Source organism: Niveibacterium sp. COAC-50 (assembly GCF_013184235.1).
Classification (GTDB): domain Bacteria; phylum Pseudomonadota; class Gammaproteobacteria; order Burkholderiales; family Rhodocyclaceae; genus Niveibacterium; species Niveibacterium microcysteis.
The window spans coordinates 1,148,687-1,173,205 of the sequence record NZ_JABCJM010000001.1; the positions used below are offsets into that span (position 1 = coordinate 1,148,687).

General features: G+C 63.0%; 21 protein-coding genes. 12 read left to right on the forward strand and 9 right to left on the reverse strand.

Annotated elements, in window-relative coordinates:
- Nucleotides 1-13: 13 nt before the first annotated feature.
- Nucleotides 14-1,933, forward strand: a complete 1,920-nt coding sequence (gene htpG, locus HH302_RS05160) for a molecular chaperone HtpG (protein WP_172199096.1) — start codon at nt 14-16, stop codon at nt 1,931-1,933.
- A 72-nt stretch (nt 1,934-2,005) separates the two neighbouring features.
- Here htpG and HH302_RS05165 read toward each other — a convergent pair whose 3' ends face one another.
- The 5 genes from HH302_RS05165 to HH302_RS05185 form a co-directional block, all read right to left on the reverse strand.
- The gene (locus HH302_RS05165; protein WP_172199099.1) at nt 2,006-2,914 is read right to left on the reverse strand and encodes an amino acid ABC transporter substrate-binding protein; all 909 of its coding nucleotides are present in this window, start codon (nt 2,912-2,914) and stop codon (nt 2,006-2,008) included.
- Nucleotides 2,915-3,087: 173 nt separating this feature from the next.
- Nucleotides 3,088-4,713, reverse strand: coding sequence for a mechanosensitive ion channel family protein (locus HH302_RS05170; protein ID WP_172199102.1), 1,626 nt, complete (start codon nt 4,711-4,713; stop codon nt 3,088-3,090).
- Between the two features lie 56 nt (nt 4,714-4,769).
- Nucleotides 4,770-5,030: a SemiSWEET transporter gene (locus HH302_RS05175; RefSeq protein WP_172199105.1), complete on the reverse strand. Its 261-nt coding sequence runs from the start codon at nt 5,028-5,030 to the stop codon at nt 4,770-4,772.
- Between the two features lie 8 nt (nt 5,031-5,038).
- Nucleotides 5,039-6,217: a VWA domain-containing protein gene (locus HH302_RS05180; RefSeq protein WP_172199108.1), complete on the reverse strand. Its 1,179-nt coding sequence runs from the start codon at nt 6,215-6,217 to the stop codon at nt 5,039-5,041.
- A 21-nt stretch (nt 6,218-6,238) separates the two neighbouring features.
- Complete coding sequence (locus HH302_RS05185) at nt 6,239-7,090, reverse strand: AAA family ATPase (RefSeq protein ID WP_371814615.1); 852 nt, start codon at nt 7,088-7,090, stop codon at nt 6,239-6,241.
- A gap of 179 nt (nt 7,091-7,269) precedes the next feature.
- On the opposite strand from HH302_RS05185, the gene HH302_RS05190 reads away from it, so the two are divergent.
- The 7 genes from HH302_RS05190 (at nt 7,270) to HH302_RS05220 (ending at nt 13,771) form a co-directional block, all read left to right on the forward strand.
- On the forward strand, nt 7,270-7,590 hold the full coding sequence (locus tag HH302_RS05190) for a cytochrome c (RefSeq protein ID WP_172199114.1): 321 nt from the start codon (nt 7,270-7,272) through the stop codon (nt 7,588-7,590).
- Between the two features lie 11 nt (nt 7,591-7,601).
- Nucleotides 7,602-7,919: a cytochrome c gene (locus HH302_RS05195; protein WP_206252771.1), complete on the forward strand. Its 318-nt coding sequence runs from the start codon at nt 7,602-7,604 to the stop codon at nt 7,917-7,919.
- Between the two features lie 261 nt (nt 7,920-8,180).
- Complete coding sequence (locus HH302_RS05200; protein ID WP_172199120.1) at nt 8,181-9,686, forward strand: FAD-linked oxidase C-terminal domain-containing protein; 1,506 nt, start codon at nt 8,181-8,183, stop codon at nt 9,684-9,686.
- The gene (glcE, locus tag HH302_RS05205; RefSeq protein ID WP_172199123.1) at nt 9,686-10,768 is read left to right on the forward strand and encodes a glycolate oxidase subunit GlcE; all 1,083 of its coding nucleotides are present in this window, start codon (nt 9,686-9,688) and stop codon (nt 10,766-10,768) included. Before HH302_RS05200 ends, glcE begins: the two co-directional genes overlap by 1 nt.
- A gap of 7 nt (nt 10,769-10,775) precedes the next feature.
- Nucleotides 10,776-12,017 carry a glycolate oxidase subunit GlcF gene (gene glcF / locus HH302_RS05210; protein ID WP_172199126.1) on the forward strand — a complete coding sequence of 414 codons (1,242 nt, stop codon included), beginning with the start codon at nt 10,776-10,778 and terminating at the stop codon, nt 12,015-12,017.
- Between the two features lie 47 nt (nt 12,018-12,064).
- Nucleotides 12,065-12,925 carry an HDOD domain-containing protein gene (locus tag HH302_RS05215; protein ID WP_172199129.1) on the forward strand — a complete coding sequence of 287 codons (861 nt, stop codon included), beginning with the start codon at nt 12,065-12,067 and terminating at the stop codon, nt 12,923-12,925.
- Nucleotides 12,926-13,021: 96 nt separating this feature from the next.
- A complete protein-coding gene (locus HH302_RS05220; RefSeq protein WP_172199132.1) occupies nt 13,022-13,771 on the forward strand; it encodes a PP2C family serine/threonine-protein phosphatase in 750 nt (249 codons plus the stop codon).
- Nucleotides 13,772-13,845: 74 nt separating this feature from the next.
- Here HH302_RS05220 and HH302_RS05225 read toward each other — a convergent pair whose 3' ends face one another.
- Nucleotides 13,846-14,937, reverse strand: a complete 1,092-nt coding sequence (locus tag HH302_RS05225) for a trypsin-like serine protease (RefSeq protein ID WP_172199135.1) — start codon at nt 14,935-14,937, stop codon at nt 13,846-13,848.
- 166 nt (nt 14,938-15,103) lie between these two features.
- Nucleotides 15,104-16,210, reverse strand: a complete 1,107-nt coding sequence (gene corA, locus HH302_RS05230; RefSeq protein ID WP_172199138.1) for a magnesium/cobalt transporter CorA — start codon at nt 16,208-16,210, stop codon at nt 15,104-15,106.
- Between the two features lie 231 nt (nt 16,211-16,441).
- Between corA and HH302_RS05235 the strand changes: the two genes are divergently transcribed.
- The 3 genes from HH302_RS05235 to HH302_RS05245 are packed head-to-tail and all read left to right on the forward strand — an operon-like array spanning nt 16,442 to nt 19,254.
- The gene (locus tag HH302_RS05235) at nt 16,442-17,563 is read left to right on the forward strand and encodes an NAD(P) transhydrogenase subunit alpha (protein ID WP_172199141.1); all 1,122 of its coding nucleotides are present in this window, start codon (nt 16,442-16,444) and stop codon (nt 17,561-17,563) included.
- Between the two features lie 12 nt (nt 17,564-17,575).
- Nucleotides 17,576-17,878 (forward strand): NAD(P) transhydrogenase subunit alpha, encoded by a 303-nt coding sequence (locus tag HH302_RS05240; RefSeq protein ID WP_172199144.1) that lies wholly within the window; start codon nt 17,576-17,578, stop codon nt 17,876-17,878.
- On the forward strand, nt 17,875-19,254 hold the full coding sequence (locus tag HH302_RS05245; RefSeq protein ID WP_172199147.1) for an NAD(P)(+) transhydrogenase (Re/Si-specific) subunit beta: 1,380 nt from the start codon (nt 17,875-17,877) through the stop codon (nt 19,252-19,254). Before HH302_RS05240 ends, HH302_RS05245 begins: the two co-directional genes overlap by 4 nt.
- Nucleotides 19,255-19,317: 63 nt before the next feature.
- Here the strand turns inward: HH302_RS05245 and HH302_RS05250 are convergent, their stop codons facing one another.
- A complete protein-coding gene (locus HH302_RS05250; protein WP_172199150.1) occupies nt 19,318-20,733 on the reverse strand; it encodes a DEAD/DEAH box helicase in 1,416 nt (471 codons plus the stop codon).
- 158 nt (nt 20,734-20,891) lie between these two features.
- Nucleotides 20,892-22,709: a bifunctional chorismate-binding protein/class IV aminotransferase gene (locus tag HH302_RS05255; RefSeq protein WP_172199153.1), complete on the reverse strand. Its 1,818-nt coding sequence runs from the start codon at nt 22,707-22,709 to the stop codon at nt 20,892-20,894.
- Nucleotides 22,710-23,014: 305 nt separating this feature from the next.
- Between HH302_RS05255 and glpD the strand changes: the two genes are divergently transcribed.
- On the forward strand, nt 23,015-24,514 hold the full coding sequence (gene glpD / locus HH302_RS05260; protein ID WP_172199156.1) for a glycerol-3-phosphate dehydrogenase: 1,500 nt from the start codon (nt 23,015-23,017) through the stop codon (nt 24,512-24,514).
- Nucleotides 24,515-24,519: the final 5 nt, after the last annotated feature.

The following is a 24,519-nucleotide window of genomic DNA, read 5'->3' on the forward strand; positions in this document are numbered from 1 at the left end:
CTAGGAGAAATCCATGAGTGAGGCACAGACCGCAGCGGCACCCAAGGGCGAGACCCTTAACTTCCAGGCAGAAGTGAAACAGCTGCTGCACCTGATGATTCATTCGCTGTATTCCAACCGCGAGATCTTCCTGCGCGAGCTGATTTCCAATGCGTCGGACGCCTGCGACAAGCTGCGCTTCGAGGCCTTGGATCACCCGCACCTGCTTGAGGGTGCCGGCGAGCTGGCGATTGGTGTGGGCTTCGACAAGGCGGCGCGGACGCTGACGATTTCCGACAACGGCATCGGCATGAGCCGTGAAGAGGTGATCGCTCACCTTGGCACGATCGCCAAATCGGGCACCAAGGAGTTTTTCTCCCGTCTGACCGGCGACCAGCAGAAAGACGCTCACCTGATCGGCCAGTTCGGTGTCGGCTTCTACTCGGCCTTCATCGTGGCGGACAAAGTGACGGTGCTGACCCGCCGCGCCGGCCTGCCGGCCAATGAGGCGGTGAAGTGGGAATGCTCGATGACTGGCGATACCGCCGGCGCCTACACGATCGAGCCGATCGAGCGTGAGGTGCGTGGCACCGAAATCATCCTGCACCTGCGCGCGGATCAGGACGATCTGCTGTCCGGTTGGCGCCTGCGCTCGATCATCCGCAAGTACTCCGACCACATCGCGCAACCGATCCGCATGCGCAAGGAAGAGTGGGACCAGGAGAAGGGCGAGCAGGTCCTGCGTGATGAGGAAGAGACGGTCAACCAGGCCTCGGCGCTGTGGGCCCGTTCGAAGTCCGATATCACCGACGAGCAGTACAAGGAATTCTTCAAGCACGTCGCGCACGACCATGAAGAACCGCTGGCCTGGTCGCATGCCAAGGTGGAAGGCCGCCACGAGTACACCCAGTTGCTCTACGTACCGAGCCATGCGCCGTTCGACATGTGGGATCGCAATGTAAAGCACGGCCTCAAGCTCTACGTGCGCCGCGTTTTCATCATGGACGACGCCGAGAAGCTGCTGCCGTTCTACCTGCGCTTCGTGCGCGGGGTGGTCGATTCGAACGACCTGCCGCTGAACGTGTCGCGCGAGATCCTTCAGGAAAGCAAGGATATCGACACCATCCGCGCCGGTTGCGCGAAGAAGGTGCTCTCGTTGCTCGAGGATCTGGCCGAGAACGACAAGGACAAGTACGCCAAGTTCTGGGGCGAGTTCGGCAAGGTGCTGAAGGAAGGCGTGGGCGAGGACTTCGCCAACAAGGAGCGCATCGCCAAACTGCTGCGTTTTGCGACGACCCATGCCGACACGCCGGAGCAGACGGTTTCACTGACCGACTATGTCGCGCGCATGAAGGAAGGCCAGGACAAGATCTACTACGTCACGGCCGATACCTTCACCGCCGCGAAGAACAGCCCGCACCTTGAGATCTTCCGCAAGAAGGGCGTCGAGGTGCTGCTGCTGGCCGAGCGCGTGGATGAATGGCTGGTGAGCCACCTGCACGAGTTCGAAGGCAAGCAAGTGGTGTCGGTCGCGCGCGGCGATCTTGACCTCGGCACGCTGGAAGATGAGGAAGAGAAGAAGGCCGCCGAGGCCGAGGCCGGCGACTTCAAGGATGTGCTCGAAAAGATCAAGACGGCGCTGGGCGATCGGGTCAAGGAAGTGCGGATCACGCACCGACTCACCGATAGCCCTGCCTGCGTGGTAGCGGACGAGAACGACATGGGCACCAACCTTGCGCGCCTGCTCAAGGCGGCTGGTCAGGATGTGCCGAGTTCCAAGCCGATTCTCGAAGTGAACCCGAAGCATCAGGTGCTGCTGAAGCTCAAGGCCGGCACCGATCGTTTCGACGATTGGGCGAGCGTATTGCTGGATCAGGCGCTGTTGGCTGAAGGCGGCACGCTTGAGGATCCGGCTGGCTTCGTCAAGCGTATCAACCAGTTGATGCTGGGCTGAACGTCAGTAAGGCTCAAATGAAAACGCCCCGGCACAGCAGTATGCCGGGGCGTTTTGTTTGCAGGCTGCGCCTTAAAGCGAGTAGCCAAGCACCCGCGCGATGCCCGGTTCCTTGCTCGGCCGCATGATCGAATCGCGCAACAGGCGCGACATCGGCAGCTTCAGCGTGTCGGTGTTGAACCAGCGCTCGTAGATGCCGTTGATCTCGCCGCTTGCGTAGATTTGCTTGAGTGCCTTGTCGACTTCGGCCTGCAGGCGTTCGTCACCTTTGCGCATCATGATCGCGTACGGCTCCACCGACAGGTAGTCCCCCACCAACGTATAGCGCGAAGCGTCCGGGCGGGTACTGAGAAGGCCGCTGAGCAGCACATCGTCCTGCGGGAAGGCGGCAACTGTGCCGGATTCGAGTGCCTTGATCGCGTCAACGTTATTCGGGAACTGCATCAGCTTCATCGTGCTGATTTCCGAGTCGCGCAACTGTGTGAACAGCTTCTCCGACGTGGTGCCCTTCGACAGCGCCACCGGCTTGCCGGCCAGCGAGGTGTGGCTTGCCACGCCCGAATTCGTGCGGGTCAGCAGCTTCATGCCGGCCACGAAAATCGTGTAGCTGAACTCGACCTTTTCCTGGCGGGCTTTGGTGTTGGTGGTTGAGCCGCATTCCAGGTCGATCGATCCATCGAGCAGCTTCGGGATGCGCTCTGCGCCACTGACGGTGACGTACTGCACCTTCAGGTCGGGCAGTTTGAGGTCTTTCTTGATCTGGTCGACCGCCTTGAGGCAGAGGTCGATCGAGTATCCGACCGGCTGTTTCTGCTCGTTGAGGAACGAGAAGGGTCTTGCCGCTTCGCGGTTACCGATGGTGATCGTGCGTGTCTGGCGGATCTTTTCGAGGGTGTCGATATTGCTCGACTGGGCATACAACGCGGTGGAAACGGCGCATAGCGCCACGCCCAATGCCGCGCCCGGAATCAGCTTTTGCATGGGTAGAAGCCTTGGCGAAAGCGGACTTGTGGTCCACAAAAGGAAATCGCGCGATAGCCTATCCATCGCGCGAAAATGACCTCGGCATTGTACGTAAAGCTGCCCTTGCAGCCTTCCGTAGTTCTACGTAGAGCGCCCGGCTGAATGTTGGCCGGCTGGAACGCCGCCGCGCGCTAGGAGCGCGGCCGCTCGGAATCCGCCGGCGTGGCTGGTGGGGCGTGCCATTGCGACTTTGGCGACAGGACCGGCTGTGCAGGCTGTTCGAAGAAGTGCGGCGACATGATCTGCACGCCGTATTCATTGAAACAGTCCTGGATCGAGGCATGCAGGGCCGAGAGCACCGGCACGCGTTGTTGCGCCTCGTGAATCTGGCAGAACAACTCGTATTCGACGTAGAAGTCGTTCAAGGCGCGCTGATAGACCGTTGGGTCCGGGGTTTTGCGGATCGCTGGCACGCGCCGTGCGGCTTCGATCAGCAGCGCATGGACTTGCCGCCACGGGGCGTCGTAGCCGATGGTTACTTTGGTCGACAGCATCGTGCCTTGCGAGTCAGCGCGGCGGGAGTAGTTGTAGATCGCACTGCCGAGCAGAACTGCGTTCGGGATCGTGATTTCCTCATTACGGATATTCACGATCTTGACCGACAGCGTGCTCAACTCGCGCACGACCCCCTCGATCTCTCCGATCTTTACGTAGTCGCCGATCCGCAGTGCGCGTGCATAGGTGAGCACCAGCCCCCCCATCAGCTGGCTCATGACGCCAGCCGAACCCAGCGTGAACAGGAAGCCCAGCAGCACACTGACGCCTTTGAAGACATCGGTGCTGGAACCTGGGATATACGGATAGGCGAGTGCAAAGGCGAACGCCCAGACGCCGCCGACCACGATGCGCCGGGTGGCCGATGCGGTTTCCGGATGCACGCCGGGGAGGCTGAGGTTGCCCGACTGCGCCGCGTCGAAGATGCTGCGAACCATGCCTGCGACCGCCTGGGCAATCACGATGATGATCGCCACCGCGACCAGACCGGGCAGGGCGCCCAGCAAGGCATCGCCAAAATGCCCGGTGTAGCGGAACAGGTAGTCGATCAGATGGTCGCCGAGCGGTTCTGTGATCGGGAACTGCTTGAGTACGAAGGTCAGCCAGACATCGATCAGCACCAGAGCCAGCGCGATGAGGATCACCTGCGCTACGCGCAACACAATACCGTAGGTGTAGCGGGCCCAACCGACGCCAGCGGTCGCCGCGAGTTTGCGTTCGATGCGTTGTTGCACGCTTTCGGTGACACGCCGCCCGGCGCGCAGCAGGGCCCAGAGCAGGCCGATGGCGATTGCGGTGGCGAGGAGCGTGAGCAGCACGCCACGCACGATGCCCTTCACGTCTGCTTGCTCGTGATACGCGTCGAGAACCCGCTGCGCCTCTTCGGCCGCCTTCGCGGCGGTAGCCTCCAGGGTGAGTCCGGCGTCGGCTTCGAGGTCCGCGGGGACCAGCGCGAACAGGATCTGGTCGCCGGCTCGGATTGCGATGCCGGACTTGCCGTCAAGGCTGTAGCTGACGGTGTTGGTCTTGAGCGGTTTTACTGCTTCGCTGGCGAGTTCGATCCGGCGCGCGGCGCGCTCGGCGCGAGCGCGCGGCGTGGCGCCACCGAACTCGGCCCGGAAGGTGGCGATATGCCGATTGGCCACGACAAGATTGGCTTCTTCCGGCTGCGGCGGCTTCTCGGCGGCCAATGCCAGGATCGGCATTAGCAGCAGGATCAGTAGCGCGACAAGGCTGTGCGGCAGGCGAACGAGTGAACGCATGAATCACGGCTCCACCGGATGGTGCGCCGATGATAGCGCCTTGTTGTGCGCAGGGTTTAACCGAATCGAAGCTTCATCGAAAGGATGAAGGCCGCCAGTAGCAGCGTGATCGCGTTGGCGATGACGACCGGCCAGGCGCCGATCAGCAGACCGTAGACCAGCCATGCCACGATGCCGCAGATGAAGACGCTGTACATGCCCAGCGACACGCCATGTGCGGAGCGGGTCTTCCAGGTCAACCAGGCCTGCGGCACAAACGCGACGGTGGTGAGCGTCGCGGCGAGATACCCGAGCAGGTCGACGAATATAGGGTTCATTGTGCGAATCAAGTTTTGCGTGAGAGCTGGCGCATCGCGCGCTCAAGGCCCTCGATGGTCAATGGGAACATGCGCTCGGCCATGATCTGCCGGATCAGCGTGATCGACTGGCGATAGGGCCAGGTTTGCTCGGGTTGTGGGTTGATCCAGCAGGCGCTCGGATAAGCGTCGAGCAGGCGCCGCAGCCATTCTGCGCCAGGCTCTTCGTTGAAATGTTCGACGGAGCCTCCGGGCACCATGATCTCGTAAGGGCTCATCGTCGCGTCGCCAACGAAGATCAGTTTGTAGTCCGGCCCGTAGGTGTGCAGAACATCCTGCAATGGGCGCTTGGTCGCGAAGCGGCGCTGGTTGTCTCGCCATACCGATTCGTAGACGCAGTTGTGGAAGTAGAAGTACTCAAGGTGCTTGAACTCGCCGCGTACCGCCGAGAAGAGTTCTTCGCAGACCTTGATGTGGTCGTCCATGGAGCCGCCGACGTCGAAGAACATCAGCACCTTGACCGCGTTGTGGCGCTCGGGCCGCATTTTCAGATCAAGCCAGCCGGCGTTGCGCGCCGTGGCGGCGATCGTGCCGTCGAGATCCAGTTCGTCTTGTGCGCCCTCGCGCGCAAAGCGGCGCAGGCGGCGTAGCGCCACCTTGATGTTGCGCGTGCCGAGTTCAACCGAATCGTCGAGGTTCCGGTACTGCCGCTGATCCCACACCTTGACTGCCGTGCGGTTGCCAGCGGATTCCGGGCCAACGCGAATCCCTTCAGGGTGATAGCCGTGCGCCCCGAAGGGCGAGCTGCCGCCGGTGCCTATCCACTTGTTGCCACCGGCGTGGTGCTCTTTCTGCTCCTGCAGGCGCTGCTTGAATTCCTCCATCAGCTTGTCCCAGCCAAGCTTCTCGAGGCGCGCCTTCTCCTCAGGGCTGAGCATGCGTTGCACCGCTCGCCGCAGCCAGTCTTCGGGGATGTCGGCTTCGAGGCCCGGGAGTTCCGTAATGCCTTTAAAGAAGCTGCCGAAGGCGCGGTCGAACTTGTCGTAGTGACTCTCGTCCTTGACCAGCGTCGCGCGGGCGAGGATGTAGAAGTCATCGATGCTCGGCCCGATCACGCCCGCCTGCAGTGCTTCGAGCAGCGTCAGGAACTCCTTCGTGGAGACCGGGATCTGGCTCGCCTTCAAGTGAAGGAAGAAATCGGTCAGCATGGCAGATGCGTGCTGTGCCGTTCAGCGGTTGTGCTTGGCCATCGCGACGAGACGCTCGAACAGCGCGATGTCCTGCTCGTTCTTCAGCAGTGCGCCGGCCAACGGTGGTACCACCGGCTTGTTGCCCGCAGCACGTAGGCTCTCGGCCGGGATCTCCTCGGCGGCCAGGAGGCGCAGCCAGTCCAGCAACTCGGACGTGGTCGGTTTCTTCTTAAGCCCCGGTACCTCGCGCAACTCGAAGAATACTTCGAGGGCGGCGCGCAGCAGCTTTTCGTGGATATCGGGGAAGTGCACACCGATGATCTTTTCCATCGTTTCCTTGTCCGGAAACTTGATGTAGTGGAAGAAGCAGCGGCGCAAGAACGCGTCCGGCAGTTCCTTTTCGTTATTGGAGGTGATGAACAGGATGGGCCGGTGGCGCGCGCGTATCGTCTGCTGGGTCTCGTAAACATGGAATTCCATGCGGTCGAGTTCGCGCAGCAGATCGTTCGGGAATTCGATGTCGGCCTTGTCGATCTCGTCGATCAGCACCACCGACGGCGCGTCATGCGTAAAGGCTTTCCACAGCACGCCCTGGACGATGTAGTTGCCAATGTCCTTGACGCGGTCGTCGCCGAGTTGCGAGTCGCGCAGGCGTGATACCGCGTCGTACTCGTACAAACCCTGCTGGGCCTTGGTGGTGGATTTGATGTGCCATTGATACAGCGGCAGGCCCAGCGCGCTGGCGACTTCTTCAGCGAGCATCGTCTTGCCGGTGCCCGGCTCACCTTTGATCAGCAGCGGGCGCTGAAGCTGAATCGCGGCGTTGACTGCCAGCATCAGGTCTGCGGTGGCGACGTACTGATCGGATCCCTGGAATCGAAGGCTCATGATTTGGCTAAGGCGTAAGACAGAGTCGGCATCATGCGGCGCAACGTCTGCCTGCGCAACAAACATGCGCATTGACCCTGCTCAAGGCAGGGTCTCCAAAAGGTGCTTTGACGCCCGAAAACACCGCGACATAGAATCGGTTCGCTTCAACGCCTCCCAATCCACACCATCAGAGGGGACTCATGAAAAGAATGAAGGGGCTGTTGGTCATTGCGTTGCTGTTCGCCAGCGGCGCAGCCCTCGCGGTACAGGGCAATCCCGAAGCCGGTCGCAAGAAGGTTGCGATGTGCCTTGGTTGCCACGGTATTCCGGACTACAAAACCACTTTTCCGAGCGTCTATCACGTCCCCAAGCTGGGTGGGCAGCATCCGGAATACATCCTACGTGCACTGCAGGAGTACAAGAACGGCGAGCGTAGCCATCCGACGATGACTGGGCAGGTCGCGCCCTTGTCGGAGCAGGACATGGCCGACATTGCAGCCCATTTCGGAGCACAGAAATGAGGAGGGCCGACATGAAGATTCTGCCGCTGGCGCTTCTTGCGCTGCTGACCATGCCGCTCGCCCAAGCGGGTGACGCAGTGAAGGGCAAGGAGAAGTCCACCGTCTGTGCGGCTTGCCACGGCGCTGACGGCAACTCCGCCTCGCCGGATTTTCCGAAGCTGGCTGGGCAGCATGAGGACTACATCGTGCGCGCGCTGACCGACTACAAGGCCGGCAAACGCAAGAACCCGATCATGATGGGCATGGCGGCGCCGCTCTCGAAAGAGGATGTCGCCGATCTGGCAGCCTATTTCTCGGCCCAGAAGGGGCTTGTGATCGTGAAGCGCTGACCGCGTCTTCGGACGCGTAAAGACGAATCTTAGGAGGCGCGTGGGTCGCCCTCTACTCCGAGGCGACGCGCGCCCCCTAGCACCTCGTATTGCCAATCTCCTTTAATCAGTCGCGGCCGCGGCGAAGCTGTGAGGTGCTGCGAAGGGTCAAGATTACCTGGCCTCGAATCCAAGAGCAGGCGGTGTCACGGACGCCCAACGATATCCCGCCCAGATTCCGTGCCACATGCTTCAGCACTGCACTCACAAGGGACGGCCACAATGCGTATCGACAACCTTGCACCAGGTCAGGTTGAGCCCGATTGGTCTGGCGTGGACCGAAACGCCGTACTTCAGGAGCTGGCCGCCGTGTTGCCGCCGACTTGTCTGCTGAGTGAACTGGAAGACTTGCGACCCTGGGAGTGCGACGGCTTGGCCGCGATGCGACAGGTGCCGATGCTGGTTGCCCTGCCGGAGACGGAGGCGCAGGTTGTTGAGATCCTCAAGATTTGCCAGCGTATGGGGGTGCCGGTGGTGGCGCGGGGGGCTGGCACGAGCCTGTCGGGTGGCGCAATGCCGCATGCGTTCGGCGTGCTGCTGGCGATGGCGAAGTCTCGCAAGATTGTTCGCGTTGATCCCGTTGCGCGGATTGCCGTCGTCCAGCCCGGCGTGCGTAACAAGGCCATATCGGAGGCGGCAGCGCGGTACGGGCTCTACTACGCGCCGGACCCAAGCTCGCAGATCGCATGCACGATTGGCGGCAACGTCGCAGAAAACGCAGGTGGCGTGCATTGCCTGAAGTACGGCCTGACCGTGCATAACGTGCTACGAGTCAGGGGCGTAACGATGGCGGGCGACGTGGTCGAGTTTGGCAGCCACGCGCTCGACTCACCGGGCTATGACCTGCTTGCACTGCTGACGGGTTCCGAGGGGATGCTTGCCGTGACGACCGAAGTGTCGGTGCGCTTATTGCCAACACCGCAGCTCGCACGATGCGTGTTGGCGGCGTTCTCGGACGTCGTGGTTGCAGGGGAGGCTGTCGCCGAGATCATCGCCGCGGGCATCATCCCCGCCGGCCTTGAGATGATGGACCAGGCGGCCACGGCGGCGGTTGAGGATTTTGTCCATGCTGGCTATCCGCTCGACGCGGCTGCGATCCTGCTTGTGGAGTGTGATGGCACTCCCGAGGAAGTGGCGGAGGAGGTGGCTCGGGTCAGCGAGGTGTTGCAGCGGGCCGGCGCTGGCGAGATCCGGATCTCGCGGGATGAGGCCGAGCGTCTGCGGTTCTGGGCGGGGCGCAAGGCCGCCTTTCCCGCTGCGGGCCGCATCTCGCCCGACTACTACTGCATGGACGGCACGATTCCGCGCAAGCGGCTTGGCGAAATGCTCAACGCGATTGCCGAGATGGAGCGCCGCTATGCGCTACGTTGCATCAACGTGTTCCATGCTGGCGACGGCAACCTGCATCCGTTGATCCTGTTTGATGCAGCTGCACCGGGCGAACAGGCGCGTGCTGAAGCATTCGGCGCGGAGATCCTCGAACGATCGGTCGCCTTGGGCGGTTCGATCACGGGCGAGCATGGCGTGGGCGTCGAGAAGATCGACCAGATGTGTGTTCAGTTCGGCGAGAACGAGTTGCGCATGTTCCATCGCGTGAAGGCGGCCTTTGATCCGGCTGGTTTGTTGAACCCAGGTAAGGCGATCCCAACCCTTAACCGCTGCGCAGAGGGCGGCCGCCAGCATGTGCAAGGCGGCAACTTGCCGTACCCCGAATTGGAGCGCTTCTGATGGCCGCCCCATTGGACCCGGTTCTCGCGGACTGGCAGGCGCGCGTGCGCCGCGCGGCGGCCAGCGGGCAAGCCTTGGTACTGCAGGGAGGCGGAAGCAAGCGCTTTCTCGGCCGCTCGCCGATGGGTGAGCTCCTCGATACGCGCGTGTGGAGTGGCATTCGGAGCTACGAACCAACGGAATTGGTGGTCACCGTGCGGTCCGGAACACCGCTCGCCGAGCTGGAAGCGGTCCTCGCGGAGCGGGGGCAGATGCTCGCCTTCGAACCGCCCCATTTTGGCCCGGCGACGGTCGGTGGGATGGTAGCCGCAGGCTTGTCCGGCCCGCGCCGCGCCAGCGCCGGTGCGGTGCGTGATCATCTGCTCGGCGTCACCTTGATGGACGGTCGTGGCGACATTCTGCGATTTGGTGGCCAGGTGATGAAGAACGTGGCCGGCTACGATGTATCGCGACTGATGGCTGGCGCCATGGGCACTTTGGGGCTGCTGCTGGACGTGTCGCTGAAGGTGATGCCTCTGCCAGCCGCTGAGCGCACCGTGCGGCTGTCGATGACCCAGGCGGACGCCTTGCGCAGCCTGAACCGGTGGGGCGGGCAACCGCTCCCGTTGTCCGCAAGCTGCTGGGTGGACGGTTTGCTGCATGTGCGCTTGTCGGGCGCTGCATCGGCCGTTGGGGCCGCCATCAAGAAGATCGGCGGTGAGGTTTTAGAGCCGGCCGCGCAGCAGGCGTTCTGGCGCGCACTGCGCGAACAGATGCATCCTTTCTTCGCGGGTAGCCGCCCGCTGTGGCGACTGTCTGTTCCGAGTTGCGAGGAAACGATTGGCGCCGCCGACGTGGGCCTGATCGAATGGGGTGGCGCCTTGCGGTGGCTGCGTACGCCAGTGGAGGAGGGGGCGGCACTGGCCGAACACGTGGCCCGCCAGCACGGCAGCGCAATGTGCTTTCGGGCTGGCGAAGGTGCGTCCTGCGATGTGCCTTTCGGTCGCTTGAGCCCCGCCTTGCTTGGATTGCATCGTCGGCTGAAGGCGGCCTTTGATCCGGCTGGCGTTTTCAACCGTGCACGCATGTACCCCGACTGGTGAGGCCGTCATGCAGACCAAGCTGGCTGATTTCATCCGTGACACCGCAGACGGCGCAGAGGCGGATGCCATTCTGCGCAAGTGCGTGCATTGCGGCTTTTGCACTGCGACCTGCCCGACGTTTCAACTTTTGGGCGACGAACTCGACAGCCCACGCGGCCGCATCTACCTGATCAAACAGATGCTGGAGGGGGAGGCGGTGTCGGCCCGAACGCAGCTGCACCTCGATCGATGCCTGACATGCCGCTCCTGCGAAACGACGTGTCCGTCTGGCGTGGAGTACGGCCGCTTGGTGGATATTGGGCGCAAATGGGCCGAGAACCTCGCGCCTCCCAGGTCGGCGCCGCAGCAGGTAAAGCGCTGGTTGCTGGCGAACACGATTTCGCAACCGGCTGTTTTCGGCGCCGCCTATCGCGTGGCCCGGGCGCTGCGCCCGCTGATGCCGTCCGCGTTCGCGGCAAAACTCGCGCCATCGCGGCCGCGCGGCGTCTGGCCAAGCCCACGGCATGCCCGGAAGTGGTTGGTGCTGGGGGGCTGTGCGCAGCCCGCGCTGACTCCGGACGTCAATGCCGCCGCCGCGCGAGTGTTGGATCGCATTGGTATTTCGCTGATCGAAGTCAGGCGTGATGGTTGTTGCGGTGCCCTGCGTAGTCATCTGAATGACCATGAAGGCGGGCGAGAGGATGCATCGCGTCTGCTTCAGCAATGGCAGCCGGCCCTTGAGCGTGGCGAGGTAGAGGGCGTGGTGATCACGGCCTCGGGCTGCGGTAGTTTCGTTCGCGAATATCGACATCTGTTCCGCGACGACGCACCAATGCTTGCGCAAGCTGGAAAGGTCGTTGCGCAGACGCTCGACATTGCCGAACTGATCGCGCGGGAGACCCATGCGTCGGACGAATGCCTGGTCAAGCGGGCGTTGGGCGGTCGAGGTGCAATTGCCTTTCATTCACCCTGCACGTTGCAGCACGGCCTGCAGATCCGGGGCGTGGTGGAGGGATTGCTGCAGCGCGCCGGCTACGAACTGACACCAGTTGCGGATGCACATCTCTGTTGCGGCTCGGCCGGTTCGTATTCGCTGCTCCAACCTGAAATTGCCGCCAGTCTTCGCGATAACAAGCTCGCAGCGCTCGCAGCGGGTAAGCCGGTGGGTATTGCCAGCGCAAATGTTGGTTGTATCGCGCACTTGGGGAGCGCGGCTGACGTGCCAGTACGACACTGGATCGAGTGGCTGGACGAAGCCTTGAGCACCTGACCGCGCAATTTGCTCAACTTGCGTTGCTTGGGGCCGTTAACCCCCGAATGACCACAGTTGGACTCACTGTCTCCGCGGAAGACGAGCCCGAAGCGTTGCTTGCGCGTGGCTTGCAGTTGCCGCCGCAGCCGGCCGCCTTGCAGGCGCTGCAAATGCTGGCTCTGACCGAAAATCCCGAGATGAGGGATGTGTCGGAGGTCATAGCCAGCGACGCAGCGCTCACTGCCGGGCTTTATCGCATGGCCCGTTCGCCGCTGTTCGCACGCCCTTCGCCGCCGCAAACGGTGGAGCAGGTCGTTCTATTGCTCGGTTTGCCGCGCACCTTGGCCCTGGCCCAGGCGCTGTGCGTGCAGCGCGCGATGGCCGGCGATGCGCGGGTCCTCGCGCGCTTTTGGGCGCGATCGACCGCAATTGCCCAATTGGCGATGCTGATCGCTGCCCACCTTCCCGGTGCAAGACGCGTCAGTGGCGAACAGGCCTACTTGGCGGGCATGTTCCATGACTGCGGCGTTCCGATCCTGATGCAACGGTTTCCGGCCTATTGCCGAACCACGGGCATTGAGGGGTATGTGAACAAGTGGGCCGACATCCGGACCGAGGACCGAGCCTTCTCGTGTGACCACGCCGTGATCGGCTTCCTGCTTGCGCGCCACTGGCGCCTTCCTGATTTTGTGGCTCAGGCGGTACGCTTTCACCATGAAGGGGGATGTATCCCTTCGCGGCCGACGAGTATGCTGGTGGGTATTCTCCAGTTATCCATGCACCTCTATGCGCGCGAAATGGATCTGACGGAGCCTAGTGGTGAGTACGACGAAGGCTTGCTGCTTGAGCGGCTCGAGATCAGCGCCAATGAGATGAACGAGCTGTGCGAGCAGGTGATCGAGCATTTCCATGTTCTGGAACGCTGAGCCAATCAGTGTGGCGGCGATGGTGTTCCCGAATCAGGCTATCGGTGGCCTACAAACACCGCTAGAATTGTCATAAGTGTTAATAGCGATAAAAACGTGGCCCTGACTATCGATACTGTCGTTGCGATGCACCAAGGGGACCGGAAGGAGCAGCAGGACCGCGTGGGCCTGTTCCCGCATCCTTCGCGCCCCGGCATGCTGCTTGCGGTGCTCGCGGACGGAATGGGCGGGCACACGGGCGGCGCGATGGCTGCCGAGCAGGTCGTCATCAAGGCCAAGCAGAACTTCGAAGCCTATTCGCCCGCCTCTGAATCGCCGGAAGAACTGCTGCGGGCGATCATCGAAGAGGCGCACGTTGTCATCAAGCTCACGCGCTTCACCAGCGAACAGGACCCGCATAGCACTGCGTGCGTGCTGCTGATGCAGCCCGGCAAGGTGCATTGGGCCCATTGCGGTGACTCCCGCATCTATCACTTCCGCGATGGTGGGGTCGCGCTTCGCAGCAACGACCATTCACTGGTGGCGGAGCTGGTTCGTACCGGCCAGATATCGGAGGCGGATGCTGAGACGTATCCGCATCGCAATCTGCTGCTTTCTTGCCTGGGCGCCGACCGCGAGCCGAAAATTGAAGTGTGCAGCGTCGAGGGGCTCAAGGCGGGAGACGGATTCCTGCTCTGCTCTGACGGTCTCTGGGGGCATTGCAGCGACCAGGAGCTTGCGCGATCGGTTTGCCATGAGCCAGCGCGTCAGGCCGCGCGTGGGTTGATTGACACAGCCCGGGCACGTGGGCGGGGCACCGGCGACAACATTTCGATGGCGATCATCCGTCTCGTTGAGGCGGCCTGATCGAATCGGCCGCTTTCGCGTGTCGGAAAAGAAAACGCCCCTTTCGGGGCGTTTTCTTTTTGCGGAAGAGCGAATCAGCCGCGACGACGGCGACGCGCTCCGGCAAGTCCAGCCAGACCCAGGGCCGCCAGCGCGAGCGAGCCCGGTTCCGGTACCGCGGTGCTGTCGATCCAGCTGCGGTAGGAGTCAAGCAGGATGCCGCCCATGCCGTCGCCGAAACCGCCCTTCGGCGAATACCCCATCGCGAAGCCGAAGGTGTTGTTGGCGACGAGTTGGTACTCGCCGTCCACCAGCACGAAGGACGGGCCGCCCGAATCTCCGCCACCGATGTTGGCTTCAATGTCGTTGCCGAGGCTGGCGCCACACACCGCGACGCCGAGCACCGACGGATCACAGAAGGTGTCCACCGTGGTGCCGTCGCGCAGCGTGCCGTCAAAGTCGGCGTACCAGACTTCTTTCGAGCTACCGGCGCTGAAGCCAGCTTCGTCATTCGTTTCTGCGAAGTCGAACACGTTCTTGCCGCTGCGCTTCACGCGGAACGCCGGGCTGACATAGTAGCCGTCCCATCCGTCACCGCTGGTGCCGTAGCCGACCATCGTGAACTGGGTGCCTTCGCTGACCGGGCCGCGGTAGATCTTGTAGGTCTTCGCTTCGTCAGGCGCAGGGGAGGACAAGCGGATGATCGCGATATCGTCGTTCACGCAGAAGCCAGGCACGCCCGACGGGCAATTGCCAAAGCCAGCGTAATCCGGGTGCATATCGACCTTGTTGGCCGTGATCACAGCGCGACCGGCGCTGCCGGGCGCACTCGTCGCATTGAACACGACGCGAACATCGTTTCCGGGCTGATTGATGTTGATCAGCGACCCATTGCCGTTGGAGTCAACGCAGTGGCCGGCCGATACCGCATGCCAGCGGTCGATCATGGCACCCGAACAGATGAAGCTGTCACCGTTGCTATAGCGGATGTTGATGCTGACGACACCGGAGAACGGCGAGGTCGGCTCGTTGGGGTCGACGCGCGCGGCGGGGCTGTCGGGCGGCGCGCCCGATGCGATCAGCGGGGTGATGCTCGGCGTGATGGACATCGGAACGGCGGAGGCCATTGAGGCGGCAGCGCCGAAACCAATTGCTGCAATCGCACGGAACAGCTTGCTTGAAGTCATTCTTAGGTGCTCCTGTTGTCGGGTTGATGGCGCCTTATGGGCGCAACTGCCACGACAGCAGGAAGCGTGCCCGAACGTGACAAATTCACGCATCGCTTTGTTTGCAAAGAATTTGTCACAACTGGGAAATATGCCCGGCCCGTTACTGTAAAAATTGCCGACAGACTCAGCTGTTCTGTAGCCACTGCCGACGCCAGAAAATCAGGCCCATGATGCTGGCGATGCCCAGCATCAAACTGAGCGCGAACCAGAAGCCGTTGGGCAGTGACAACCACGGCATGGTCTGGAAGTTCATGCCGAAGATGCCGCTGATCAGCGTTGCCGGCATGAAAAGCATCGATACCACCGTCAACGCGCGTACTTCGGTATTCAGCCGCTGACTGTCGAGTGAGATGTGCAGATCGAGCAGGTCGCCAGTTGCGTCGCGCAGGCTGTCCAGTGATTCGACGACCTGGACGATATGGTCATAGACGTCGCGCAGATAGATGTCGGTGCTGCGTTTGACGAAGCGCTCGTCGACGCGCTGCAGGCTGGTGATGACCTCGCGCAGCGGCCAAACCGTGCGTCGAAGTTCGCGGGTGTCGTGTTTGAGGCGGTTGATGGCCGTGATCAAGTGCGCCGCCCGCGGCTGATCGATGGTGTCTTCCAGTTGGTCGATCTGGCCCCCGAGCGATTCCAGCACGTTGAAGTAGCGGTCAACCACCGCATCGAGCAAGGAATAGGCAAGGTAGTCGGGTCCGCGCTCACGTGCTGGGCCGCTACCTTGCCGTAACCGCTCCCGAATTGGATCGAAGAGGCCGCCTGGCCTCTCCTGAAAAGTCAGCACGAAGCGCTCGCCCAGCACGATGCTGACCTGATCTGACACCAACTCACCACTATCCTCGGCTGTGCGCCAGGCGCGTGCCACAAAGAACAGATAGCTCCCGTAGTCGTCGAGCTTCGGGCGCTGATGGGTGTTCAGGATGTCTTCCAGCGTCAGAGGGTGTAGGGCAAAACGCCGGCCGATCTCGCTCATCACCTCGGGCTGTTGAAGGCCGTACACGTTGAGCCAGACCACGTCGTGGGCCGGCTCAAAGCTGCGAGATTCAGCGACCGATGCGAATCGACATTCCTTGAATCCGGTCCGGTCGTACTCGAACAAGGTGATCGCGGGCGAGGGCGTCTTGATGTCGCCCAAGTGAATCAGTGCGCCTGGCGGCTGGCCAATCTTCCTCCGGTAATCCGGGCGCGCCTTCTTTCGGGGGCGGGTGACTGGTTTTGACTTGATCGGCATGTACTGCTCCGGTTTGATCCAACTCATTGGTAATCGGACTCGCGCGCGGTTCCGCTTCTCAGATTACGGCAGCAGTCAGTATGATGCCGGCTCGTCGTTGCCGCAGCACTCCCCCCAACGTTCGGCGCGCCCTCGATGGCTGCGCTCGTCCGTTTGCGGGCAGAGGCTTCCGGCAACTCCGGCGCATATGCGCCATTGCCCTGCATGGGCAGCATCTGACCAGGAGGCTTCATGGCACTGACGATCGGCGTTTTGGCCGAGCGAGTCACCGGCGAACGGCGCGTTGCGCTGGTCCCCGAGGTGGCTAAACGTTTCAGGGCGCTCGGAGTCGAGCTTGTTGTTCAACGCGGCGCCGCCGACGCTGCCAGCATCGCAGAGGGCGATTTCGCCGATGTGCGCTGGGCAGACGGTGTCGACGAGGTGCTCGCGGCGGACATGGTGCTCGCGATCCAGCCGCCCTCCGACGAACTGATCGGCAAGCTCAAACCGGGTGCCGTGTTGGTTGCAGGCCTGCAACCCTACCAGCGCGCGGATCGTGCCCGGCTGTTTGCCGAGCGCAGGATCACGACCTTCGCGATGGAACTGCTGCCGCGTATCTCGCGTGCGCAGAGCATGGACATCCTCTCATCGCAGGCGGCATGTTCCGGCTACCAGTGCGTACTGATCGCCGCCAGCCACTGCACCAAGTTCTTCCCGATGCTGACCTACGCGGCCGGCACGATCCGGCCGGCAAAGGTGCTCGTCATCGGCGCGGGTGTCGCGGGTCTGCAGGCAATTGCGACGGCGCGCCGCATGGGTGCGATGGTCGAAGCCTACGACGTGCGTCCGGAAACCAAGGAGCAGATCGAATCCCTCGGCGCCAAGTTCGTCGATACCGGCGTTTCTGCTGCGGGTACCGGCGGCTATGCCCGCGAACTGACCGACGACGAGAAGCGTCAGCAGGCGGAGCGCCTTGGCAAGGCTGTTGCGCAATGCGACGCCCTGATCACCACGGCGGCGATCCCCGGCAAGAAGGCGCCGCAGATCATCTCCGCGGATATGGTCGCGAAGATGAAGACCGGTGCTGTCGTGGTCGACATGGCGGCTGAATCGGGCGGCAACGTTGCAGGTACCGTGGCTGGTGAGGCGGTTCGGGTTGGCCCCGCGCTGATCGTCGGCCCGACCAACCTGCCCAGCCGCATGGCCGCTCACTCGTCGGAGATGTTCTCCAAGAACCTCTACAACTTCGTTTCGCCGATGATCAAGGATGGATCGCTGGCGATCGACTGGACCGACGAGGTGATCGCAGGTACCTGTCTCACGCACGACGGCGCGGTGCGCCACGAAGGCGTGAAAAAGATTCTCGGACTTTGACGGAGCGCCGCAATGGAAGGCTTCCTGGCAATTTACATCTTCATGCTGGCCGCATTTACCGGCTACGAGGTCATCGCGCGCGTGCCGGTGATCCTGCATACCCCGCTGATGTCGGGGTCCAACTTTGTGCACGGCGTGGTGCTGGTGGGTGCGATGGTGGCACTCGGCAACGCTGACCCGAACGATCCGCTGCAACTGGCAATCGGTTTTGTTGCCGTGGTGCTCGGCGCGGCGAATGCGGCCGGCGGCTACGTGGTAACCGAACGGATGCTCGCCATGTTCAAGCGCGATGACCGCAAGGAGGCGGCCAAATGACCGGGGCAACTTGGCTGATCAATATTTCGTACTTCGTCGTTGCGGTTCTGTTCATTCTGGGCCTCAAGGCGATGGCCTCGCCGGTTTCGGCGCGCAAGGGCATCGTCTGGGCGGGTGCCGGCATGGTGCTGGCGACTGTCGTGACGTTCCTGACCCCGGACATGCGGAACATGCTGCTGATCGTCGTCGCATTGGCGCTCGGCGGTTCGCTGGCATGGTGGTCCGGTAAGGTCGTCAAGATGACCGACATGCCGCAGATGGTCGCCATCTACAACGGCATGGGTGGTGGCGCTGCTGCAGCCATTGCCGCGCTGGAATTCGCGCGGGGTCATGTCACCGGCCCGGTCGTCACGACGCTCGCAACCTTGGGTGCGCTGATCGGTGCTGTGTCGTTCTCAGGTTCCTGCGTTGCTTGGGCGAAGTTGCAGGGCGTGATGCAGAAGGCGTTCCGTTTGCCGGCTCAGAACGCGGTGAACGTGGTGTTGGGCTTGGTGACGATCGGCTTTGGCGTAGCGATCGTGTTGGGCGGTCATCCGTCGCCCTTGCACATCATCCTGTTCTTCGCACTGGCCTTGCTGTTGGGCGCCGTGTTGACGCTGCCGATCGGTGGTGCCGACATGCCGGTCGTGATCTCGCTGTTCAATGCTTTCACGGGCCTCGCGGTGGGCTTTGAGGGCTATGTGCTGGGCAATCCGGCATTGATCATCGCCGGTATCGTCGTGGGCGCAGCCGGTACGCTGCTGACCCAGTTGATGGCCAAGGCGATGAACCGTCCGCTCACCAACATCCTGTTCCAGCCGATCACTGGCGAAGCGCAGGCTGGCGGCACGATCGCGGGTTCGATGAAGGAAGTCTCTGGCCTCGATGCGGCTGCGATGATGCGCTATGCGCAGAAGGTGATTGTTGTGCCGGGCTACGGCATGGCGGTGGCTGGCGCGCAGCACAAGGTCTGGGAAATGGCCCAGTTGCTCGAGAAGGAAGGCGTCGAGGTGAAGTTTGCGATTCACCCGGTTGCCGGTCGCATGCCGGGGCACATGAATGTGCTGCTGGCCGAAGCGGGTGTGCCGTACGACAAGATCTTCGACCTTGAAGAGATCAACGCCGAATTCCCGCTCGCCGACGTTGCCCTGGTGATTGGTGCAAACGACGTGGTGAACCCGGTGGCGCGTACGGACAAGTCGAGCCCGATCTACGGCATGCCGATTCTGGATGCCGACAAGGCGCAGAACGTCATCGTGATCAAGCGCGGCAAGGGTGCGGGCTACTCGGGTATCGAGAACGCCCTGTTCTACGAGGATAACTGCCGCATGCTGTACGGCAGCGCACAGCAGGCCGTGGCGGACGTGATCGCCCACGTGAAGGAAATGGCTGGCTGATTGTCGCTGAGTCAATGAAAAAGGCGCCGCAAGGCGCCTTTTCTTTTGCGATGCGCTGTTAGTTCAGCGCCCGTTACCGCCGAGCAGCACAGGGATCGGACGACCTGCCTTGCGTGGCGCGCTGGGCTGGCTGATGGCCTTTCCGGCCACGACCGGGGCCGACTCGCTCTCGGCATACGGGCGGTTGAAATCAAAGCCGTCGGCGGCAAGGTTCGGCTTGCGTTCGAGCGTGTCGGGCGCTGCGTGGCGGGGCCGCTCGCGATCAGGCGAGGCATGGGCGCGACGGTCTGCGTTCTGGTTGCGCAGGATGCGGCGCGCCGAATCCGCGGTGGCGTCACTGCCGAAGCCGGGCACGACCTCTTGCGTGATCTTCAGCTTGATCAGCTTTTCAATTGCGGTCAGGCGCAGGTGCTCATCGGGTGAAACCAGCGAGATCGCATTGCCTTGCTTGCCGGCACGGCCGGTTCGACCAATCCGGTGGATGTAGTCTTCAGCGGTGGGCGGCAGCTCGTAGTTGATGACGCAGGGCAGGTCATCGATATCGAGTCCCCGCGCAGCGACGTCGGTGGCCACCAGCACGCGGATCGCGCCGCTCTTGAAGCCTTCGAGCGCTTCGGTTCGCTGTTGCTGGTTCTTGTCGCCGTGGATCGCATCGGCCGCGATGCCGTCTTTCTGCAACTGGCGGGCCAGGCGCGCGCAGGCGAGCTTCGTGCTGCAGAACACCAGCACTTGAGGCGCGGCCACATCCTCAAGCAGCAGCCAGGTCAGCAGATCGCGCTTTACCGCGCCCGGAACCGGGTGCACGCGGTGCGTGATCGTCTCGCTGACCATGTTCCGGCGAGCGACTTCGATCAGTTGCGGGCTCTTGAGCATCGAGTCGGCGAGCTTCTTGATCTCGTCCGAGAAGGTGGCCGAGAACAGCAGGCTCTGACGTTGCGACGGAAGCAGCGCCAGGATGCGGCGGATGTCCGGGATGAAGCCCATGTCCAGCATGCGGTCGGCTTCGTCGAGCACGACGAACTCGACCTGGCCGAGCGAAATGCTGCGTTGCTCGACGTGGTCGAGAAGCCGGCCCGGCGTCGCTACCACGACCTCCACGCCGCGGCGAAGCTCATCGAGCTGCGGTTTGATGTCCACGCCACCGTAGATACAGGCGGCCCGGAGCGGGAGGTATTTCGCGTAGGTTTGCACTGATTCGTGCACCTGCATCGCCAGTTCGCGGGTTGGCGCAAGAATCAGCGCCCGTACCGGGTGGCGGGCCGGCGATGCGCTGGTATTGGCCCAGCGCGAGAGCTTGTGCAGCAAGGGCAGCGTGAAGCCCGCTGTCTTGCCGGTGCCGGTCTGAGCGCCGCCCATGACGTCGCGACCCTCCAGCACAACGGGGATCGCCTGACGCTGGATTGGCGTTGGCTCGCTGTAGCCCGCTTCTTCAACGGCGCGCAGCAATTCGGGAATCAGACCGAGTTCGGAAAACGACATAGGTACCCATCAAGCGCGGCAGCAGGACGCCCTGCGAATTCGCCGCGCGGATTCAAGAAGGGCGGGATTATAGGCCTTAGGTCGGCGCATTGCCCGATGTTTTTCGGCTTGTCAAGCCAGAAGGCAGCTACGCGTTGGCTGCAAGCCACAGCCGGCGCTCATTCGGCGAGGCTTACGGCGAGCAGTCCGCGCAATGCATTGCTGACGTAAATCGCCTCGGCGCGCAGCAGATCGCGGCGGTAGAGGCGTGCCTCTGCGGCCTGGCCGGCTTCCAGCAGGGTCTGCCGCATGACGCCAGGCAAGAGCCCGCAGGCAACGGGGGGCGTCAGCAATTGCCCGCCGATCTTCAGGAAGACGTTGCTGCGGGCGCCTTCGCACAGTTCGCCGGCTTCATTGAAGAACAGCGCGTCAAAGTGCCCGTCGGCAATGGCTTGTTGCAGGGCGCTGTCGTAGAGCGTGCGGCGGGTCGTCTTGTGGCGGAGGAGGTAATCCTCCGCGCGCAGTCGCTCGGGGGCTAGCCTCGCCGTCGGATGTGCTGGCAGGGGATCAAGCCGGGCATGGGCAATCGCCAGCGCACCGTCCGCGGAAAGTGCGAGCCGCACACGGTGCGGGCCCTCGTCGGACAGGTCGGCAGCCGTGCGTGCCAGCAGCACACGCGCGCTGCCGGCGTCGAACGAAAAGCCGAGTGCCGACGCGGAGCGCCCGAGGCGGGCGAGATGCTGTTCGAGAAGCGGGAAGGGGTGTTTGCCGCCGTCACAGCGCAAGGTCTCGAACAAGGCAAACTCGGGTTTGAGTTGAGTCGCGAAATGGGCTTTGACGTGGCATTCCGCCCATTCCGCGGCGGCGTCTGAATCGGCGACGATACCGCTGCCAATGCCCATGTGCGCGTCACCGTGCTGGTTGAGCTCCATGGTGCGGATCGGAACGTTGAGGCTGAAGCTGCGATCCGGCGCCAGCCAGCCCAGCGCCCCGCAATACAGGCCGCGCGGTGCGGCTTCCAGTTCGCGGATGATTTCCATCGCGCGGATCTTGGGCGCACCGGTTACCGAGCCACACGGGTAGAGGGCGCCGAATACCTCTCCGAGGCCGGCGCTCACGGGGGCTGCGACGACGGTCGAGGTCATCTGGTGGAGCGTCGCGTAGTCTTCGATCTCGAACAGGCGCTCAACCCGGACGCCGCCCTTGGGCGCTAGCCTGCCAAGGTCGTTGCGAAGCAGGTCGACGATCATCAGGTTCTCGGCGCGATCCTTGACGGACTCGGCAAGGGCTTGCGCTTGCCCGCGCGGCGCCGTGCCTTTCATCGGCCGCGTGACGAGGCGCTTGCCCTCCCGCGCGACGAACAATTCCGGTGAGCGCGACAGGATGGCGCCTTCGGCGTGACGCAGGTAGCCGCCATGCCGCACCGGTTGGGCGGTGCGCAGGCGGTCGTAGAGCGCCAGCGGATGGCCGTAGCTTCGCGCGCGGACGGGAAATGTGAAATTCACCTGGTAGCAGTCACCCAGGCCGATCAACTGCCGGATTCGCTCAAGCGCAGCGCGGTAAGCACGCTCGTCCAGACCGAACTGCAGCTCGCCCAGGCCGGCCTGGGCCTCGTCATCGTTCAGAAGCGCCAAAGCGTGTGCAACGAGTGCGTCGGTCTTGGGTCGATCAAGGACATCGCAACGTAGCCAACGCCACGCCTGCAGCAGTGGGCGCCCGGTTTGCGGAAGGCGCGCTGCAAGGCTTGGCTCCAGCGCGTAGCCCAGTTCGTAGTCGGCTGCGAGCGTGATCCATTCGCCAGCCTCGTTTGCCGCTTCGATTGCAACGAGCGCGCTGGCCACCGTGGGGCCATCCCACGCCAGCACCATGCCTGCCGGCTGCGAGAACACGCGCGTCAGCCCATCGGCGTCGAGGTTGTTCTCGAACAGTGCGATTGGCTCGTTGCCGGCCAGACGGCTTGCGAGTTCGGAAAGAATGGGTGAGATCGGGGTCGGCACCGGTTTGCTGCGTGGCGTGAGCCCCGGCTTTGCCGAGGTGTGCTGGCGACTCTACCGAGGGGGCTGTGACACAACAATCAGGGCGACCGGATTGGTGCCGCGCGCAAGCGCGACTGTTGTGAAATTGCCAATCCAATAGCGGTAAACCACAAAATCCGCCATTGGCTTGTGCATGCCCCGCAGCCTCGCGCGAAGGTTGCGCATCGGCCGCGCCGGCGCCGGGCGCTGCAGCTCAGCATCTCACTCGCGAGGCCGTTAACCCCTTGCAGGCGCGTTGCCGATGCGACGCGAGGGAGGGCAGTCACTTGGCGGCTTACGACCTGTTTGTGGTGGGCGGCGGCATCAACGGCGCGGGCATCGCGCGCGATGCCGCGGGGCGCGGCTTGTCGGTGATGTTGTGCGAGCAGGATGATCTCGCCTCACACACCTCAAGCGCCAGCACAAAGCTGATTCATGGTGGGCTTCGATATCTCGAATACCGTGAGTTCGGCCTGGTGCGAAAGGCGCTGCAGGAACGCGAGGTGCTGTTGCGAGCGGCGCCCCACATCATCGGCCCGATGCGGTTCGTGATGCCCCACGACGAGGGGCAACGGCCCGCCTGGATGATTCGCGCCGGCTTGTTTCTGTACGACCATCTCGCGGTTCGCGAGCGTTTGCCGGGCTCGTGCGGTGTCGATCTGCGAAGGCACCCGGCCGGGCATGCCTTGCAGCCGGCGTTCGTGCGTGGTTTTGAATACTCGGATGCCTGGGTTCAGGACGCGCGCCTGGTCGTGCTCAATGCCATGGACGCCCACGAGCGCGGCGCGAGAATCGCCACCCGCGCGTCACTTGTGGCAGCACGGCGGGATGACGAGGCCTGGTCGCTGACGCTGCAGAACCAGCATGGTGGTCGCGAGGCGGTGTCCGCGAGAATGCTCGTCAATGCTGCCGGGCCGTGGGTCAGCAGCCTGTTGCATGGCGTCCTGCGCGTCGGTAGCGCCAAGGCAGTGCGCCTCGTGAAGGGCAGCCACATCGTCGTGCGTCGCCGCTTTGAGCACCCGTATGCGTACATTTTCCAGAATCCTGATCGTCGGATCATCTTTGCGATTCCGTTTGAGCGCGACTACTGCTTGATCGGCACGACAGATCTCGACTACCGCGGCGATCCGGCCAAGGTGGCAATCGAGCCCGATGAGGTCAGCTACCTGTGCCGCATGGCCAATCGTTACTTCCTGGAACCGATCCGGCCGGATGAGGTGGCATGGCAGTTCTCAGGCGTCCGCCCTTTGCTCGACGATGATGCAGGCGAGGCGGCCAGCGTGACGCGCGACTACGCGCTGGAGCTCGACACCGCGCGCGCGCCCTTGCTGTCGGTGTTCGGCGGCAAACTCACGACCTACCGAAAACTAGCCGAAGAGGTGATGGAAGCCGTGGCCTCACAGTTGGGCAACAGCGCGCCGCCCTGGACGGCCGACGCGCCTTTGCCCGGCGGCGACCTGCCTGGTGCAGATATCGATGCCTTCGTGCAGCGTCAGCTGCTGCGCTGGCCAAGGCTCCCACCGGCCCTGATCGAACGTTATGCGCGCACTTACGGTAGCCGCATGGAAGCGCTGCTGGAGGGCGTCACGGACACGGCGGATCTTGGTGACGAGATCATTCCTGGCTTGTTCGGGAGCGAAGCACGTTACCTCATGCGGGAGGAGTTCGCCCTCACGGCGGAGGACATCCTGTGGCGGCGCACCAAGCTCGGCCTCGGCGCGGCGGACGAGGAAGTCGGTGCGTTGCAGCGCTGGATCGAGCGACACCGTGCGGGGCTGGGCGACTAGCCACC